This is a genomic window from Pontibacter kalidii, assembly GCF_026278245.1.
Taxonomy (GTDB): domain Bacteria; phylum Bacteroidota; class Bacteroidia; order Cytophagales; family Hymenobacteraceae; genus Pontibacter; species Pontibacter kalidii.
This window is the reverse complement of record NZ_CP111079.1, coordinates 3,318,896-3,339,659: the sequence shown is the minus strand read 5'-3', so window position 1 is coordinate 3,339,659 and position 20,764 is coordinate 3,318,896. Positions and strand designations below refer to the sequence as shown.

At 46.7% G+C, this 20,764-nt stretch carries 7 protein-coding genes; all 7 read left to right on the top strand.

Annotated features, from left to right (window positions below; all coding sequences use genetic code 11):
• The first annotated feature begins 35 nt into the window (after positions 1-35).
• The 7 genes from OH144_RS13885 (at position 36) to OH144_RS13855 (ending at position 20,712) form a co-directional block, all read left to right on the top strand.
• Entirely contained in the window at positions 36-1,439 is a 1,404-nt protein-coding gene (locus OH144_RS13885) for an FAD-binding oxidoreductase (RefSeq protein WP_266202847.1), read from the top strand.
• A gap of 209 nt (positions 1,440-1,648) precedes the next feature.
• Positions 1,649-3,376 (top strand): hypothetical protein, encoded by a 1,728-nt coding sequence (locus OH144_RS13880; protein ID WP_266202846.1) that lies wholly within the window; start codon positions 1,649-1,651, stop codon positions 3,374-3,376.
• A 558-nt stretch (positions 3,377-3,934) separates the two neighbouring features.
• A complete protein-coding gene (locus tag OH144_RS13875) occupies positions 3,935-8,599 on the top strand; it encodes a fibronectin type III domain-containing protein (protein ID WP_266202845.1) in 4,665 nt (1,554 codons plus the stop codon).
• On the top strand, positions 8,596-9,021 hold the full coding sequence (locus tag OH144_RS13870) for a hypothetical protein (RefSeq protein WP_266202844.1): 426 nt from the start codon (positions 8,596-8,598) through the stop codon (positions 9,019-9,021). The genes OH144_RS13875 and OH144_RS13870 overlap by 4 nt, the downstream gene beginning before the upstream one ends.
• A gap of 482 nt (positions 9,022-9,503) precedes the next feature.
• Positions 9,504-13,916: a hypothetical protein gene (locus tag OH144_RS13865; protein ID WP_266202843.1), complete on the top strand. Its 4,413-nt coding sequence runs from the start codon at positions 9,504-9,506 to the stop codon at positions 13,914-13,916.
• Entirely contained in the window at positions 13,897-15,990 is a 2,094-nt protein-coding gene (locus tag OH144_RS13860) for a fibronectin type III domain-containing protein (RefSeq protein WP_266202842.1), read from the top strand. Before OH144_RS13865 ends, OH144_RS13860 begins: the two co-directional genes overlap by 20 nt.
• Before the next feature lie 9 nt (positions 15,991-15,999).
• Positions 16,000-20,712 carry a T9SS type A sorting domain-containing protein gene (locus OH144_RS13855; protein ID WP_266202841.1) on the top strand — a complete coding sequence of 1,571 codons (4,713 nt, stop codon included), beginning with the start codon at positions 16,000-16,002 and terminating at the stop codon, positions 20,710-20,712.
• The last annotated feature ends 52 nt before the right edge of the window (positions 20,713-20,764 follow it).

Here is a 20,764-nt window from a genome sequence, read left to right as displayed (position 1 = left end):
TTGGCTAAATTAGGGATTAGTCCAGCCTTTTTAAAATGAAATTTAATCCGATCACACCTGAAGCTGTAGCGGCGTTCGCTCAGATAGTCGGCCAGGAACACGTGCTCCTGCCTGCCGCTGCCGAAGCCATGCTGCGCTACACCCACGACGAGACCGAAGACCTGCGCTATGAGCCGGAGGTGGTGCTTAAACCTGCTAACGCTGGCGAGATAAGCCGTATTATGCAGTATTGCCACGAAAACTACATTCCAGTTACGCCGCGCGGTGCCGGAACGGGCCTGAGTGGCGGTGCACTTGCCGTGCACAGGGGCGTTATACTTTCCACGGAGCGCCTGAACCAGATCATCAGCATTGACGAGCGGAACCTGCAGGCCACGGTGGAGCCGGGCGTTATCACGCAGGTGTTTCAGGAGGCTGTGATTGAGCGCGGGCTGTTTTACCCGCCCGACCCTTCCAGCCGGGGCAGCTGCTTTCTGGGCGGCAACCTGAGCGAGAGCAGCGGCGGGCCGAGGGCCGTGAAGTATGGCGTAACCAAAGACTATGTGCTGAACATGGAGGTGGTGCTGCCTACCGGCGAGGTTACCTGGACCGGTGCCAACGTACTGAAGAATGCCACCGGCTATAACCTCACCCAACTGATGGTGGGCAGCGAAGGCACGCTCGGCATCATCACCAAAATCGTTTTCAAGCTTATCCCGCACCCGCCGCAGAACCTGGTGATGCTGGTGCCTTTCCGGAAAGAGGAGGAGGCCTGTGCAGCCGTGTCCCAGATCTTTATGGCAGGCATTGTACCCTCTGCGATGGAGTTTATGGAGCGTGATGCGATTGAGTGGACCAGCCGCTACCTCGGCCTGGACGTAGCCATGGCGGAGGACGAGCAAGCGCACCTGCTTATAGAATTGGACGGCAACGACATGGACCTGCTCTTTAAGGACGCGGAGCGTGTGTACGAGGTGCTGGAGAAATTTGATGTAGGCGAGATCCTGGTAGCTGACACAGAGAAGCAGAAGGAGGACCTCTGGCGCCTGCGCCGTAGTGTGGGCCACGCCGTTAAGAGCAATTCTGTTTATAAGGAGGAAGATACGGTAGTGCCGCGCGCCGAGCTTCCTGTGCTGTTGCGCGGCGTAAAAGAGATTGGCGCCAGGTATAACTTCAAGTCAGTTTGCTATGGCCACGCCGGCGACGGGAACCTGCACATCAACATTGTGAAGGGTGACATGAGCGATGAGGACTGGAACGACAAGCTTCCCGAAGGCATAAAAGAGATTTTCAGGCTGTGCGTGGAGTTGGGCGGTACCATATCCGGGGAGCACGGCATCGGGCTGGTGCAGCGGAAGTACATCAACATCGCCCTGAACGAGGTGCAGCTGCGGCTGATGCGCGGCATCAAGGAGCTGTTCGACCCACGCGGCATCCTTAACCCGGGCAAGATTTTCTAGTTATACTTTAAAGTATAGCACCGGTATATAATGCAACAGGCGCAGTCTTTAAAAAGCTGCGCCTGTTGCTTTTTATACCGGTTATTCAATACCCCGTGGGTTCTGTGTTTATTGTGTTGAGGTGTATTATTATTTTTATATAGCCCATTTTTTATATATTGCTTACCTAATGTAAGCTCCCATTGATTGACCTTAAACACATAGCCTGTGTGAACAAACTTATTACTGCCATTAGCCTGACCTGGCTGTTAGTGGCGACGCCTGCCTTTGCCCAACGGTTAGAATCCATTGGCAAAGAGCCTCTATTGAAAGTGAACGGCTCCGTTTCCACAAACCAGATATTTTACGGTGCTTCAGGTATTCACAGCCGCAGAGATCCTTATACTTTCTTTGTAAACGGCGGACTAAACCTGGATATATACGGCTGGGTGGTTCCTTTCTCCTTCAGCTACAGCAACCAGACCAAAGGCGCATTTCAACAACCATTCAATCAATATTCCCTGCACCCGTCTTATAAATGGGTGACCGCTCATATTGGCTACCAAAGTATGAGTTTGTCGAGTTATACGGTAAATGGCCATACGTTTAGTGGTTTAGGCGTAGACCTTGCGCCTGAAGGGAAGTGGAAGGTAAGTGCCCTGGCTGGCCGTTTCCAGAAAGCTGTTGACCCGGTACTTGACGAGTTTCGTGCCCCGGAGATTGAACCGGCTTACCAGCGCATGGGATATGGGGTAAAAGTAAGCTATGCGTCCGAAGACCAGTACGATCTTATACTTTTTAAGGCAAAAGACGAGATTAATTCGATATCAGCTGTGCCTGAAGATGTCCTAGTGAACCCCCAGGATAACGTGGTCGTTGGGTTCAACTTTAACAAAAAACTAGGGCAGAGACTCCTGTTAAATGGGGAGATTGGGCTAAGTGCGTTAACAAATAACCTGAAGGCCGCTCAAGACAGTACGTCAGATAAATTCTTGAGCCAAAATTTTCTGCTGGAAACAAATGCCTCGACAGCTTATTATAAGGCTTTTAAAACAGGCTTGCAGTACAACTTGGGTAGAGTAGTGGTTGGGGCGGGCTACGAGCGCATTGATCCGGAGTATAAAACCTTGGGTGCCTATTATTTTGCCAACGACCTCGAAAATATTACAGGTAATATTACTACCCGCTTTTGGCAGGATAAAATAAGCCTGGCCATGCATGCCGGTGTTCAGCGAGATGACCTGCGCAACGATAAAGTAAGCTCTATGAAACGCTTTGTCGGGTCTTTGAACATGGGGGCCAACCTCAACAGCAAGCTCTCCGTCAACGCCAGTTACTCTAATTTCCAGTCCTATGTTAATATAAAAACGGCGTTTGATGAACTAAACAGCCTTACTCCTTACGATAATCTGGACACGCTCAACTTTACACAGATCTCTCAGCAAACCAGCTTAGGGGCAAACTACATCCTGCGCCAGGACCAGAGCAAAACCAGCCTCATCAACCTGAATGTATCGCACATGCTTACTACTGACGAGCAGGGTAGACAAAAGCAAAACACAGGAGGGCAGTTTTATAATTTCAACGGGAGCTATGCGCTTAACCTGGTTCCGCAGCAGGTATCGCTGAATATCGGTGTTAACGCAAATGAAAACAGGGCCGGAGAGATCAGGACAACTACCTGGGGGCCAACCGGAGGTATAAACAAAAGCTTTTTCGACAAGCAGCTGCGGAGCGGGGTGTCCCTGTCCTGGAACCAGAGCGAGACAGCAGGCCAGGGGAGCGCTACGGTTATAAACTCGAGATTCAACAATACGTTCGTCTTCCGCAAAAAACATAATCTGAATTTAAGTCTGGTGATGCTGGTACGCGCTTCGGAAACAGTGGAGGGGGTGGTGCAGCCAAACCGTAACTACAGGGAGTTTACCACCACCCTGGGCTACAACCATAACTTTTAACGAGTAACTACAGGCAGGAACACGTGCTGTTGGTAACAGGCAATAAACAATAGAATGGCAGATACAGGACATAAGGCTATCCAACAAACTCTTACATGCTTTAGCGAGGTAGTATACTTTCTGCTGATAGGGTGTAAAAAGCTTGCCAGGTGCGGTAACATGGCGTTTCTGGCTTTCCTGTTCGCTTATTTACCGGGTGCCCTGCCAGCTATGGCGCAGAAAGTGTATCCTGTAGAGGCTAATCTGCAACTTACTCCTCCTTATAGTTTATACTTGGGTGATTACGCAACAGGTGACGAACGCCTAAAAGTAAACCTCTTCCTGAAAGACCTTACCAAGTCAAACTACCCTGTCCGGCTGAAGCTTAAAATCGAAGGCTTTGGGGTAACCATTGTCTCTAAAAATAACTTTTACACGCCGCCGATTTACCTGGACGGAGGGCAGCTGCATGTGGTATCAGGTCCGGAGTTACAAGACTACTTTAACCCGCAGAACCTGGCATTTCAGGGAATTGACCTGAAGACGTTTAACCGCAACGGCGCGAAACTGCCCGAAGGGGTGTACCGCATCAGCATAGAGGTGGAGGATTATAGCCGCCGGCAGTTGGTATCGAATGCCGGAGCCGCTGTGCTGTCTGCTTTTATGAGTTACCCGCCGGTGATCAATCAGCCTTTCCCCGATGCGAAAGTAACAGCCCTGTTTCCACAGAACCTCGTGTTCCAGTGGATGCCACGCCATACAGCTTCTTTTAATGCTGCTTTTAATATCGTGTACCGGCTACGGCTGGTGGAGGTAAACCCGGCGGGCAGAGATCAGAATGATGCCATGCGCAGCAGCAGGCCCTTGTTCGAGACCATCACCCACCTGACACAATATGTATATGGCCCATCGGAGCCCCAACTGGTGCCGGGCAACACGTATGCGCTGCAGGTGCAGGCGCTGGATGCAGATGGCAAAGATGCCTTTGTGAACCAGGGATACAGCGAGGTGGTGCGCTTTGTATACGGTGAGAAGTGTGCCGTGCCGATCAGCGTACTGGCCCAGCTGCAGGATAAAAACAGTCTGCAGCTAAGCTGGGCACAGTTGCCCATGCAGCAGCGTTACTCGGTGCGTTACCGCGAAGCCAACAACAGCAAAGCCGAATGGTTTGAGCAGGAAGTATATACGACGCAGTTTAACGCCAGAGGGCTAAGGCCCGGCGCTACCTATGAGTACCAGGTAAAGGCAGCCTGCGACTATGGCTACGGCGACTATACCTTGGCACAGCAGTTTACCATGCCAAACGAGGCGGTAACCACCGGCGACATTGTGTGTGGTGAGCCGTCGTCTGTAAAAGCGCCAACAAATAAAGAGCTGCTGCCGCTGCTGCAGCCGGGGATGGTGTTTTTTGCCGGTAGTTTCCCGGTACACGTGACAGAGGTACAGGGCGGAGGAGAACGATTTACCGGAAGAGGCACCATAGGCGTGCCTTACCTGAACAAACTGAATTTTGCCGTTGAGTTCAAAGATATCCAGATCAACACCGACCTGAAGCTCATTAACGGCAAGGTAAGTATAGCTAAGCAATCGCTGGAGCAGTCGCAAGAGGGGGTGAAGCAGGCTATTACCGTAGCGCCTGACGAAAACGGTGTAGTAGAGGCGATCGCCTCCAATGGCCTGCCTACCATTATAGATGTAGCCGTGGCCGTTCCTGCCACCTTACCTACCTATCATGCCAAAGATAAAACGGTCACCTTTACCGGGCTTATAAATAACGGCACCTCGAAAGAGATAACCATTAAGCTGAAGGACGGGCAGCCTCCGCTGCTCTTCCAGGACAAGAACGGGGAAACGTATGAGGTAGCCCAAGATGGTAAGGTAACGCATAAAGGCAAGTTCTCTACAGCAGAGATGCTGGCCGGCGGCGGTCTTACTAATAAACTGCTGTCTACAGACAAGGCTACCGTTGCGTTTATGGCCGCTCCTGATCAAAAGTATGGCCTCGACCTTTTCCAGCAGAGCCTTGCCTCCAACAGCCGCTATAAAGAAGCCTACCAGCAGGTGCCAACCAGCCAGGGCAGTGCGTATGTCTCCTGGAAATCAGTAGAGGCAGGAGCTGGTGATGTGGTCGTGGCGGAAATAACCAATGCTTCGGTTGACCTGGACAAGTTAGAATTCCGCACCGGGAAGGGCGATAAACTGACCAGCGGGCGAAAAGGCAAGCAGTTTACCATAAGCCTAGTGGGCGCCCCCGAAGGAAACGACCGGGAAATCTACGCCTTTTATCCAACCGGTACAGATGGTAAAGAAGGACTGAACCTGGGGAAACTGAACATTGCCAGCTTTAAGAAGATCACCAAAAAGGTAGTGATAGTGCCTGTAAATGGTGCCGGGGAGCATCTGACAGCAGCGGCTATACGCACTCACCTGAACAGCATTTACAAGCAGGCAGTAGTAGACTGGGAAGTTACCACAGCAGATAACTTTATGGCCTACACAGACGGGGAAGATGGCTGGGACTTAGACCGAAACGGGCTTGACGTCGGAAGCAGCAGTATGGCAAGTGCCTACACTGCTGAACAGAAGAAACTGGCAGGTCTGTACGCCAAAAAACATACGCTGCAGGATAAAACATACTACCTGTTCCTGGTAAACAGGTTCTCTGACCCAGGACAGAAAGGGTACATGGTGCGCGGCGGGCAGGTTGGCTTTGTTAAAGTGCCAAGCCACGATCCTGAAACAGATGCCGCTGTGCTGCTCACCATGGCGCACGAACTAGGGCATGGGGCCTTTAACCTGCAGCACACCTGGGAGGTGTATGGGGCAGACACGCAGGGCAGAACCAATAACCTGATGGACTATGGTCTGAATTTGGGAACAGGCTTGTCATATGCTCAATGGAAGTACATGCGCAATCCGGATGTTATCTTCCGTCCGTTTGAGGGAGATGATGAGGGGGCGTATTTAGGGAGTGAGTATTTTATTGCTCTTAACGGTTATCCAATTCATATTCCAGATGCTGATATTGGGGCTTTGCTTGTTCCAGATAAGGATGATAAGACACCTTATCCAGATGGTGCATTATATGGCTTTGAAACAAGTGATAAAATAAAGTATCGTGCAGAAATTAAAGATGGGGTATTTATAGGGTATAAGAGTACTGATCCTAATAAACCTAACGACATACGCAGAGTTAAAAAGTTAACTCAAAAGGAAATATTAGTGCAGTTTATCAAGCAAACTAATAATGATTGTATTTATGAATTCTCCACTGCTTATTATACTACCCCTACTACTCTAAGTGATCGCGTAGCTTCTACTATAAATATTCCTGTAAAGAAAATTGATTCGCAGCAGATTGTTTTAAAGACCTGCCAAGACTTAACAGGTGATGGGAATCATTTATTTAACTACACTAATAGATATTCAGCTGATGATGTTCGGGCTGCCATTAGTGATTTAGTGAAAATATCAGAGAGAGGCCTAACACCTAAAATCTTTGTAACCGATGCCAACTCTCAGTCTGATAGAGTTGCTGATATTAAAAATCAGTTTACCCAACTAGGAGAGAAGGAGATTGCGCTTTGGGTTCATTATGATGAAAGCGGTAAGGCCACTCTGCGAAAGTATCACGTAGGCAAGCAGAATTTACCTGCAGAATCTAAGGGATTATTAGACGTGTTTGGTAAAGTTTTACCAAGTATGGGCAGAGATTTTAACCCTTTAACTGCTGTACTAGATGGGTTAACCGGCCTGATAAAGAATCTGGAGCTTCCCGAGAAGTATTGGAATGCAGGGCATGAAGATTATGATCCTGTTTTCTTTAAAATCTACAGCTACACCAAGGTTGCTCAGGCCGACCTTAGAGTATTTAATGACATAAACGTTGGTGGCTACCCTTCTCAGCAGTTAGAATTTGCATTTGTATCAGGAGCTTACAATGGACTGATACAAACGGTTGCAGGAATACCTGACTTGGGCAGCCTGATCATAAAAGTGATTACCAATGAGGACAATGCCAGAGTAAACTTCTTCGATACTTTCAATAAAATACAAGAGTTCTGCGGGCGCACCAACCTGGAAGTATACATTGCCATACCAAATGCACAGGCAGTAGGCTATGGGAAGTGTTTGTGGGATGTAATTCAAAACCAGTTCACGGAAGGCAATGCCTGCCAGATTTCATACAACTCAGGTAACGCTGTATTCCAAGTAGTGACAGTTGCCATCGCCTTTGCCAAGGTGGGCACGCTGGCCAGGGTTTCAGAGATCATGAACATCCTGGACCCTTTGAATATTACCTTGCAGGCTACATTTAAAGTTGCAAAGCCGATATTTAAGGCAGGAAGAAATTTGTATAAAGTAGGTAAAAGGTATGCTACCGTTGTTATACAGGATGGTAGGTATGTAACACGCTTTACGGATGACGCAGGTAACATATTAAATGATTTTGACCTGGATAGGCTGCAATGGATCGAGTTTACTGATCCTGCTAGTGGGAATCAGATGCGCCTGGGATTGGATATTGAACCGTCTGCGGTTCCTGCAGTAAAAGAACAGCTTGCTTCAGGAAAACTTCAGGTACAGGTTGGGCGTGATCCTAAAGGTAAACAGATAATAATAGATGGCGAGCACGGGTTAGCTGAACTGAATCTGAATGGGGAGCAGCAGTATGGGGTAGTAGCTCGCTTTTTAGATGATCTGTCAGACGCATGGCTAGCAGGATGGAATAAAGAAAGAGTACTTGCTTTCCCGAAGAATGACAGACCACTACCTAGAACGTATTTATCAGAAGAATACATTTTAAGACATATTTCAAAATTTGAAAAAGATGGTGCTGCATTTGTAATTAGAAAACGAGATATTACTCAAGGTAGAAGTACTCTTGCTCCCAGAAAGTTTGTTGGCTTAAAACCTGAAATGGATGTTGTAATATCTAGATTCGAAGAATCAGGGAAAGATTTGAAAGTATTAGTTAATGAACTTGATCTTGGTGATACATACTTTTTGCCCAATGATGAAGTATATTTAGTTACTATTCCTGCTGAACAAAATAAGTTTATCTATGGTATGCCAAACGGTAATGAGTTTGGGGCTTATGATGGGCTGTGGGAGCCGGGAGGTAAAACAAAACACGGGACATTAGAAGCGGTTATAGTAAATCTTAAAGACTTTGACCACAATAATGACTGGAAACAGTTTATAGATATTTTTGGAGCTGAGAATGTTAAACATTTAAAATGAACCCTTTAAAAAAAGCTTTACAAGAAGGCAAGGAAGAATTGTTTGTATTAGGGAAAGACGAATACTTTTACTTAAACAGGGACTGGAATGAACATGATTTTTCCGTAACATGGTATTATATGTGGGAATTTGCAAAGCACGAGGGAGAAAAAAAACTTTATAACTTACTTAATAGAATTTTACTGAGGCTTTTAGTAAGATATGATGACGAACTTATTCTATTAGCTTCATTACGGTATTTGTGGAGCTATTTTATTTATCGTAAGGAGGAAAATAAACTTGAAACCGATTGGAATATCACTCCTGCATTATTAGATAAACTAAAATCTCGTATTAAGGGAGTCGAACAAAATGGAGTATATACTAAGGAGGTTCTTAGAGTTAAAAACCAATTGTTAAAAAGATTTTATTTTGAGCTTTAAGTATAAACTACCAGGAAGATCTACGAAGAGATTAATTATATAGCTTAATTGACAGGAAGTTAAAGATCTAAGCTATTTATTTGAAATATCCAATTTTATTAGTGTTATAACCAACAAGGATTTTGAGATGTAATAAGCTAATCTAAGCTTAGGTAAATTGTTGAGGACTAAGTGGTTTTTAATTTTCTGTAAAAAACTAACAGACTACCTGTTTTTTTAAAATTAATTAATATAGAATACTCCTTCAGCCTCAAATAATCGAGTAACTCTTTCGCTTTTCATTCAATTTCCTCGCACCGCGCTAGCATTTAAACTTTTATCACTATATTCGGAGGCTTGAATATTTGTGAGCCGCCGGAAACACTCTCTGGTTTAAGTTATACTTGAATCGGAGACAAAGCATACTTGAAAACAAACTGTACTATTCTCTCTTCAATGAATGCGTGTTGGGCAGTTCTATATAGGACCTATAGGAACGCTGCATGATAAAACGTTTACGCGCTTTTTCTATTCTTTTGGTTTTCTTGCTGTTAGCCCTGCAGGCGAAGGCACAGGAACCCCTTTCGCTAGAGCAGCACATCGAGCAGCTGCAGCAAACCGTGCAAAACTGCCGGCTGCTTGTTTCAGAGCTTAAGCCAGATAAGCCCCTGCAAATGCCGGTGGGCATTGGCAGCAACACCAGCGATAAACCCCTTATACTGATAGATGAACTGGTGCTGTACCCGGACCGTGCCGAGTTCAAGGCCTATACTGCGCTGCAACTCCCAGGCTCTAGCCAAACCATTTACCTGGCCACACCAGAGCCAGTGGCTTTAAGCTACGATGGCGGCATTGCCGGTATAGCCCGTATGGAGCTGGTAAACAACCAAAAGCTCAGGCTGCCCGGTATGGGCGATGCTAACCTGCAGGTGCAAAAAGGCAATACCTTCCTGGAGTTCGACTGTAGCGGTTTTCGGAGAGCGGGGCTTGGCCTGGAAATAGAAATGCCCTCCAAACTGGTAAAAGAGACTAACGATGAACGTGTAAAAGGTACCACGACCATAGAGTTCTCAGACCTGAACAACCTGCTGGCCTCTATCGCTATAGAGCCGTTCCGGGTAAAGGGCATCAATGGCTTTACCTTTACCGTGTCCGAAGCTGTCATAGACCTCAGCGATCATGCGAATGCGGCAGGTATGGTTTTCCCGCCCGATTATGAGCAAATCTACTTAGCCGATGCCGCCCCTGAACTCTGGCGCGGTGTTTACCTGCGCAATTTGTCTGTCAAGCTTCCCGAAGAACTGAAAGACCGCTCCGTTAACGGCAGAAAAGAAGTCGCAGCCCGTAACCTGCTGATAGATGCCCAAGGTTTGAGTGGTGAGTTTATTGCCAGCAACGTTATCCCTTTCCAGAACGGAGACCTGGGTGGCTGGGCTTATTCTATCGATGATCTCTCGGTAGGGCTGATAGCAAGTCAGCTAAAGTATGGAAGTATGGCTGGCAAACTGAATGTGCCCATTTCCGGTGAGGAGCAGCAGCTGCCTTATACCTGTACCTTTAATCCCGGCAACGAGTACATCTTTAACGTTGCTGCTGCCGATTCTATGGAATTCAAGCTCTTTGCCGCCGGACAGGTAACGTTAGACAGAGGCTCTTTTGTAGAGGTGGCTTTAATAGGTAGTGAGTTTGAAGCAATGGCTAGCCTGAGCGGGCGCATGTCTGTTAAGGCCAGCCTGAGCGGTACCGAAGGCAGCGATAAAACCGGAAACCAGTTTACCCTTGGTGATGTAAAGTTTGAGCAGCTGCTTGTGTCGACCCAGGCGCCTTACCTGCACAGCGGCAATTTTGATTTCACCAGCAGCGTAAAGGTTGGCACCTTCGAAGCAAGTATAAGCAATATCAAACTGGTAAAGCAAAATGAGCTGCGCGGCCTGGGCATCGATTTAAAGGTTGGCCTGATGGGGAAAGCCGACGCCACCAACAGTTTTGCCGCTGACGCCAGCCTGTTGGTGCTGGGCCAGATATCGAATGAGAACGGCCGCCAGCACTATACCTACTCCAAAACCGAATTCAGTCGCATTGGCCTGGACATAGACCAGGGGGCTTATTCTCTGAGAGGCGAGCTTAATTTCTTCCGGCAGGATGCTACGTTCGGCAGTGGCTTTAAAGGCCAGTTGATAGCCAGCATGAAGCCGGGTATCACCGTTGGCGCAACAGCTTTGTTCGGAAGTATAGATGGCCTGAATTACTGGTATGCCGACGCCTTGGCCGAGTTTGCTACGGGCATTCCAATCACTCCTGTCCTGGAAGTAAACGGTTTTGCAGGTGGTTTATACTATGCCGTGAAGCAGAAGCCGGGTAGTGGTGGCAATATAGCTGTTGTAAATTCTCAGACAGGTTTAGCCTATCTGCCAGATGCCACAGCCGGACTTGGAGTAAGGGCAGCTGTGCGCTTTGGCACAAGCGGCAAGCAGGAAATGATGAACGGCAATGTCGGTTTTGAGATGGTTTTTCATAAAGGCGGTGGCCTGAGCCAAATTAACCTGATTGGTAATGTAAACTTCCTGGAAGACCCGCTCCCGGATGTGGGCGGACAACTGAAAGCAGGTTCTAAAGCATTGGCCAATACAGAGCCAGGTTCCGGATATAAGGCATCTGCACACGGTAGTATGAACAAGCGCGGGGCTCTGGCTGCCAGCATGTTCATTGATTACGATTTAGACAACAGCAGCCTGTTTGCCAACTTTGATGCCTACATAAATGTAGCAGGAGGAGCCTTAAAAGGGATTCATACCGGTGGCCTGGCCGGGGAAGGTGTCATTTATTTCGCTCCAAACAACTGGTACATTCATCTTGGTACGCCTCAAACGCCAGTAGGCATAGAACTGGTAGGTTTAGCCAAAACCACCTCCTACTTTATGGCCGGTAAAAACCTGCCAGGCAGCTCTCCGCCTCCGGCAAATGTCTCCCAGATTTTAGGAGGCAGGAACCTGGACTACATGCGCGACCTCAATGCCCTGAACAGCGGTTTGGGAATGGCCTTTGGCTCCAGCCTTCATTTCGATACGGGAAACCTGACCTTCCTGGTGTTTTACGCACGCTTTGCAGCCGGAGCAGGATTTGATGTAATGTTGAAAGACTATGGCAATGAAGCTATGTGTGAGGGTCGTAGTGGCCCTATCGGTATAAATGGCTGGTATGCCAATGGCCAGGTGTATGCCTATGTGCAAGGTAATATTGGCATCAAAGTGAACATCTTTGGCAAAAAGGGAAAGTATGACATCATAGACCTAGGCGTAGCTACAGCATTACAGGCAAAAATGCCTAACCCCACCTGGATGCATGGAACAGTAGGAGGGAACTACCGCATTTTAGGTGGTCTGGTCAAAGGTAAATGCAGTTTCGAATTTACTGTAGGGAGCGAATGCAAGGTAATCGGGACAGACGCTTTTGCAGAGGCTGGTGTTAAGGTAATTGCCGAAGTAACGCCAACAAGTGGAGCTAAAGAGGTGGATGTGTTTGCTATACCACAGGCATTGTTCAATATTCCGGTAGGGGAGCAGTTTTCTATCAGCGATGCAAATGGCAAAAGTATTTTCTTCCGTGCTAAGCTGGATCACTTCCGGGTTAGTGATGGAAGTATAGCGATACCAGGCACTTTAGAGTGGAATACAGACGGAACCGTATTGGCTTTCAACCCAACGGAAGTGCTGCCATCCAACCGCTCCATTTCAGTAACGGCAAAGATCAGCTTCGAAGAAAATAGAAATGGTGCCTGGATACCTTACCTGCTTAACGGTAAGCCTTATGAGGAGCTGATAGGGAATACTTTTGTTTCCGGTCAGGCTCCGGATCATATTCCGGCCAGCAACATAGCCTACAGCTACCCGGTAATGGACCAGCTGAACTACTACAAGAATGAGTCAAAGGCTGGATACATAAAACTCAAACGTGGCCAGGGCTATCTGTTCGACGCACAAAACGATTTCCTCCAGACAGGAAGGCTGCAGGCAGTTACAGGCGAGGTAAAAGAATTTGCTGTTGCCTATGCTGACGGGCAGGTGAACTTCACGATGCCGGAGCTCAGCAACGACAAAGGCTATAAACTGGCGATCATTGCCGTGCCTAAAACAGCCTCAGCCACGATTGAAAGCAATGTAAAGACAGAGGAAGCCACACTGGTTTCTGAAAAAGATTCGGATGTAACGGTAACTACCCGTAAGTCGGTTGGTACCCTTACTAGTGCTGAGGAAAAGCAAACTTTCCTGATGAACTTCCGCTCCAGCTTGTACAGTAGCTTCTCCGAGAAAATGGATAAGGTGACGAATGCATACTCCTACACCAAACCGATCAGAAACGGAGTGACCGAGTTGGGGTACATATTTAGAACCCAGGAGCTGTTTGATGATTTTGAAATAAATGAGGAGGGTAAAGAGACACTGGTAAGGCTGGAAGCAGACCTGACTGGCAACAGCTGGTACCAGGCTTACATTTACCCTTATGTATACCAGAACTACCCTGTGCTGTCAAATCTGACAATCAATTGGCGAAGTCCTGTAGATAAGTTAGGGGCGCCGCCCGTTCGCGCTGTTTATATCAATAATAACAGAAACATCACCGGTTTAAGGTACTCCTCAAATCAGAGCGGGGCTATAGGCGACCTAGCAGTTTTTGTTTATAACCTACCTTACTATATAGAACGCGACTACCATGAGCTACAATGGAAAGTAGCTAATACCTATGCTGGAGGTGGTGCTCATAGTATCCCAGGAACCATGTTGCCAATTATCCAGACAACATTCAGCCCTGTAACCCGTGGGAATTACGTGATCAAGGCCAGCTATACTTTGCCAGGCACCAACAAGGTGACCAGCACAAAACTGATCGTGATTAAAAATGAAGATAAGTATCAATAAGATGGTCATAAGGTTATTGACGGGGTGGGTACTGCTATTGGTAACGCTATCTGCCTCTGCGCAAACAGAGGCAACAAAAATTGCAGTTCTTGCCCGTCCTGCCAAAGACTCCGTTGCGTTGCGGTGGGCTCCGGAGACAGCGGCAGCCTGGCAGTTTCTGAATAGAAATGGCTATACCATACGGCGCTTCACCATTTTAAGAGATGGGAAGTTAATAGATAAGCCTGAGGAACTGCTGCTTACTCCCCGGGCAATTAAGCCTTTGCCATTAGATGCTTGGGAACCGATGGTAATTGCAGACGATAAGTATGCTACCATTGCTGCTCAGGCATTGTATGGTACTGAATTCATGGTAACACAGCAGGCAGACATGGGAGTAGGCGAACTGATGAATAGGCTGCAAGAGAATGAATCCCGCTTTTCGTTCGCGCTGTTTAGTGCCGATCAGTCTTTCGAAGTGGCCCGGATGATGGGTCTGGGATATGTAGATAAAACTGCCAAGCCCAACGAGAAATACCTCTATCGCATTTACCCGGCTCTGGCAGATGAGTTTATCAAAGTAGACACAGGGGGTGTGTTTACCGGCTTTGCTGATTACGCACCATTGCCCAAACCAATTGATCTGCGGTTAGATGCACAGGAAAAAGGGGTTATGGTCAGCTGGAACCAAGAGGTCTTTACCGGCATCTACACCACTTACCTGGTTGAAAGATCTGAAGACAAAGGCAAAACTTTTGTTGCTGTTAACGATGCCCCAGTAGTGAATGCCTCGGCTGGTGCAGTGCAAGAGGCGCGCAGGGCAACAAAACTAGATACCGTTTCTGCTATTGACAGGCGACTGGTATACCGTGTAAAGGGAGTCTCTCCATTTGGGGAGATAGGGCCTCCGTCGGATACAGTCAGCGTCATGGCTTTCCACCACTTAAAAGTGTCTCCTAAGATCGAGCGGGCAGAGGCAATAGATAACAGAATGGTAGAACTAGACTGGAGTATGCCGGTTACCGATGCGGCTATGCTTGGCTTTGATGTGGAACGATCATCCAATCCGGACAATGGGTTTCAGAAACTAAATACGAATAGGTTGAGCGCTGCTACCTTTACTTTAACGGATAAAAATCCGAAGAGTGGCAACTATTACCGGGTACGGGCATATGGGGCATCTGAAGAAAATACGGTGTCGTTCCCGGTATTTGTGCAGTTAGTGGATAGTATACCTCCTGCTGCTCCAGTATTATTGGCTGGTGAAATAACCGAAGAGGGCATTGTAAAGCTCACCTGGAAAGATAATACAGAACCAGATTTACTTGGCTACAGGGTGTACAGGGCCAACAGTCTTAACCAGGAATTTGTGCAGGTCACCAGAAAAGCGGTTGAAGCCGCTGCATATACCGATACCATCCAGGTGAAAACGCTTGCTAAGGCTATCTATTACAAAGTGGTTGCCATCGATACCAGGTTTAATCCTTCCGATTTCTCCGAACCTGTAGAGCTTAAAAGGCCAGATGTGCTGCCTCCGGCTCCTCCTTCATTTACCGGTGTTACCTCAGAAACTTCGGGCGTTCTTTTAGCCTGGAACCGTAGTGCCAGCGATGATGTGGCTAAACAAGAGATTTATCGCACCGAGAATGGCAAAGAAAACTGGGTGCTCTTAGCTGAGTTACCGGACACCACACAGGTTTATGCCGATGCCTCCGCCGATGCAAAAGTGACTTATACTTATAAAGTCCGAGCTATTGATAACGCCACACTTTTCACAGACTCTAAACCATTCTCAGGGAAAAGACTGGATACAGGACTTAAGCCGGCTGTTGCTGCTATCAAAGCTACTGCTGACAGAGAGAAAATGCAGATTGTATTGCGCTGGGATTATAGAGAGGCCGATATCAAAAGTTTTCTTATTTACAGAGCGGAGCCTGGCAAGCCGTTACGCCTCTACAAAACCCTGAGCGCGCAACAAAGTGAACTCCTGGATACAAACTTATACATCAACACTATTTACCAATACCGCATCAAAGTGCTTTTTGCTGACGGCAGTGAAAGCGGCTTTAGTAAGGTGGTTGAGGTGAATTTCTAGAACAGGCTTATGAAGAGAATTTTACTGTTTATTCTTCTTTTTATTTGTGCAAATGCAAAGTTGTCAGCACAAGATAAGATTTATAGGTTTGACTATGATGTATCATTAAGCCCCCACCAATCGCAAGGTAATATAGACTTAGAAGTAGGCAACCAATCCTACTCCTTTGCAACACATCCTCCTGGTTTTGATCCTCAAACTAGTATTGTCACCTATACAGGAACAACACTATTTACTGCACGTCCTTCAACTATTAATGCTTCGTTTAGTGGAGGCTTCCGTAAAGACTTGATCTCAGGTTTATCTACCTGTGATGGTAGCGGTTCGACCTCCTACAGCGAAAGTGTCGTTCTTAACAGTAATGGGATGTTTTCTAGATATTGGGATTTCTATTGTGAGTTCTACGAAGAATATTATGGATACCCGTCTTCAACACGAGTAGATGCAGGTATGCTTACTTTCGCTCTTCAGGAGTTTGAAGTAGAACCATTACACGTATCTACAGAAAGTAACTTTGTCTGTGGAGCGGAGCAGATTACATTAACCCTTCCATACTACTATGACTTCGGGACCGGCAACAACACCTGGTATGTGGGCGATGCTGTAGGTGGGTATACAGCAATCCGAACAACTGCAAGTGGCGTGTCCTCTATCCAGGTTTCGGTGCATGATATTCCAGGTAGCTCTAAATATAATAAATCTTATACCTTTAAAGTAAAAAAGGATGGTGAATCACTTGAGGTTACATCTCCTGGAATCACTTTCTACCCGGCCATTCCCATAAAAGCAACAATCACTCCTACAGATCCCCGCTGTGCGGGAGAATATGGCTCAATTTCATTTAGTAACTTTCTGCGTTCAGATGATACATCGTATAATGTAGCTGAAAATAATCTTATTGTTACGCTTGAGAATCTATCTGGGATAGAAGTTATAAATTATACTGCAACTTCTGATTCGTTTACAGTTCCTAATCTTTCTTCCGGCAATTGGCAGGTTTCAATAGAAAGCTATGACAGAAACTGTAGTGAAATACTGGACACTGTAACTATTCTCGAAGCTCCGGCTCCAATAAGTTTCCCGAAATCTCCTGCTGTTTCCAACTCAACCTGCATAGGCCAACCTGCTACAGTTACTTCAACTGCATCTGGTGGTTCTGGCAGCTATACTTATACTTTAAAGAAAAGCAGTGATAATAGTATAGTTGGCCAAAATAGCACAGGCACTTTTAGTATAGGTAGCGGAGGTGGTTATTACATAGAGGCTACAGACAGTAATAATTGTTCGCATGGTAGTACCGGTGCCTTCACAATTGAGATTCCCGATGCTATTACATTCACAGCTACGGTCAAACCTACCACTGGCCTTGGCCGTAGTGATGGCGGAATTTTTGTAACAGCTCAGGGAGGAGGCGGAGTAAATGAAGGGGAAGTCGCTTACGAATACCAACTCATCGGTGTGAGAGCTTGGCAACGGGAAAACAATTTTACAGATTTACCCAAGGGCACTTACCAGGTACAGGTCCGTACGAGTGAGAATTGCACTTCCAATATCGAAGAAGTTACGATAACTGAGCCTGAGCCTATAACGGTAACTATTGCGAATATTACCGCGGTTAGTTGTAACGGTTATAGCGATGGAAGCATAATGGCTACTGCCCATGGTGGTACTTCAGGCTATGTTTTTGCGCTGAACAGTAATTTTACGGACAGCAATGAAATAGGCAAGTTTCTTAATAAGCCTGCCAAAGCCTATACCGTTTTTGTTAAAGACCGTGACGGGAATATTGCTTCTGTAAATACGTCAATCACCCAGCCTGCCAAGATAAACTTTACTGCTTTAAAAACTGATGTAACCTGCAACGGAGGCTCAGATGGAACGGTAACGGTCACTGCTACTGGCGGTGTTGGCGGATACATGTATTCTTTAGATGGCGGCAAATTTCAGTCAGGCAACAAGTTTACAGGCTTAAATACAGGAACATATGATGTAACCATTCGGGATGATAACGGCTGTGCTATCACCGTTACCAATGCTGTTACCATAGATGAGCCAAGTGCGGTAGCAGTAACTGTAGCTGCTATCGTAGAAGCAACGTGCTATGGTTCGGCTACCGGGGCTGTTACGCTTGCAGCTTCTGGTGGTAGTGGCACAGGATACCAATTTGCTCTAAATTCAGGTGAACTCCAGCCTTCCCCTTCTTTCACAGGTTTAGCCGCAGGTAAGTATACAGCTATCGTTAAAGATGGCAATGGTTGTATTGCCACTACTCCTTTTGAGATTGGGGCGCCTAACGAACTCATCCTCACAGAAGATGTTAGCCAACGAAGAAACATAACTTGTGCTGGTGGTGCTGACGGTAGAATAGTGGTGTCTTCCTCGGAGGGTACAGGGGTTGTCAAGTATAAAATCAGTTCTTCCCCAGTCGAAAACGTGGATGGGATATTTGAAGGGCTTGCCGCAGGCTCCTATACTATAACGGCAACAGATGATAACGGCTGCCCTGCCACTATAAAAGTGACCCTTGCAGAGCCAGCTGAACTGGTGTTTACTTCTACCGTGCAGCATGTAAGCTGTAACTCCGGAAGCGATGGGAGCATAGCCGTTACCCCTACCGGTGGCACCCAACCTTACAGGTATAGTGTCAACAACGGGGCTACTTACCAGACTTCTAACATATTTAATGGATTTTCAGCTGGCACGTATACCATCAGAGTAAAAGATAACAACGGCTGTGAGCGTAGCGGAACCGTTACTATAAGCCAGCCTCAGGGGCTTGTGCTGGAGGTTATAAGTTCCCAAATTATTACGTGCTATGCAGGTAACGACGGGCAGATACAGGTAAAAGCAACTGGTGGCCAAGCTGCTTATACGTATGCAATAGTTGGAGTAGGTGGTGCCAACACAACAGGCCTGTTTGCCAATCTCGCTGCAGGCGATTACCTGATCAGTGCAAAGGATGCCAATGGATGTGAAGCGTTGGTTGATGTTACACTGACACAGCCTTTCCAGGCTTTAGGTGCTACTTTTAACCAGCAAACACCTTCCTATGATGGCGCCAGCGACGGGGCAGTGACAGTACTGGGCAATGGGGGAACCGCTCCTTATACGTATGCTCTGAACGGCGGGGCTTACCAAACAGGAAACACTTTTGCAAATCTATCAGCGGGGCGCTACACAGTTGTCGTAAAGGATGCAAAAGATTGTTTATGGGAACAGCTAGTAATACTCCAGGATCCATCATCGTTGAGGCTGACCGTTACGGTGCAGCAGGATATAAGCTGTAGCGGGGGAAACGATGGAGTTCTGCGGGCAACTGTTGAAGGCGGCGTAGGCCCGTACTTATATAGTATAAATGGAGGAGCCCCAACTTCAACCCCTGTCTTTACTAACCTGGCGGCTGGAACTTACAACATCAGTGCTTCAGATAGTAGGGGGGTAACGGGCAGTGGTGTATACAACCTCGCAGAGCCAAAAAAAATTGAAATTTCGTACCAGCTATCACCTGTAAGTTGCTACAATGGTGCAGATGGGAAAGTAGTGGTATCAGCAACGGGAGGTATAGGGGAACTGAAATACAGTATAAATGGTGTAGATTTTCAGGATAACAACATTTTTGATGGCTTGAAACAGGGTTCTTATACTATCTATGTACAGGATGAGAAAGGCTGTACGGTAAGTAGTACACGAACTATTGCACAGCCTATGCCTCTTACTGTCGATTTACAGGTAACAAACCCTATAAGTTGTATGGGAGGCACTGATGGTAGTATAACGGTACAAGCTAACGGAGGAGATGGTAACTATAAATATAGTATAGACAATGGACCTTATCAGGCATTGGGCACCTTTAGTGGCTTAAAGGCAGGGCTTTATTTTATAAAGGCAGAGGATGGAAAGGGGTGCAGCGTTCAGCAGCAGTTTGAGTTGGCTAACCCGGAAGAATTGAAAATCATGGGTATTCAGGACACCGTACTGTGCAAAGGGCAATCCGTAACGTTTTATGCCGGAAACCCTGGCTCTCGGTATCAATGGGTCTCAGATAAAGGATTTTCATCTACCCAGAGTTCTGTTATGCTGGATCAACCAGGGAATTATAAGCTAACCGTTATTAATGAAGCAGGCTGTGCAGTAACGAAGGCGTTCAAAGTAGATGTGTCTACCACTTTGCTTAAAGCTGATTTTCTGATGTCTTCAGTTGCAAACGCAGGAGACACAATTTTTGTAATCGATGTCTCGAAGCCAACGCCTGCCAGAACCGAATGGATAATGCCGGATGAAGCTAAATTCGTTAACTCTAATGTGTCAGGAACAATAAAACAGGTTGTTTTTGATACTCTTGGCACTTTTACCATACAGATGACAGTAGGGTTAGGAGAATGTGCAGATGCGGTTCATAAAACTATAACCGTATTGCCTAAAGGCCAGACTGCAGATGTGAAAAATGCTCTTGGTTATAAGGAGGAACTCATTAAAAAGTTTGTACTATACCCTAATCCTACTTCGGGCTACTTTAGTGCTTTCATTAATCTTTCGGAGAAGCAGAAAGTAAAATTACAGTTGATAGATTACAGCCGAAATAATGTGATCGAGTTTAAAAATGGAGAAAACGAGAAGGAGTATACTTTTGAATTCAATCACCCTGAGCTGGCTCCTGGAGTTTACATCTTATCATTAGAAGTAAACAAAGAAGTAAAAACGCTTAAAGTAGTCAAACTATAAAAAGCAACAGGCGCAGTTTAAAAAAGCTGCGCCTGTTTTATATAGTAAGTAG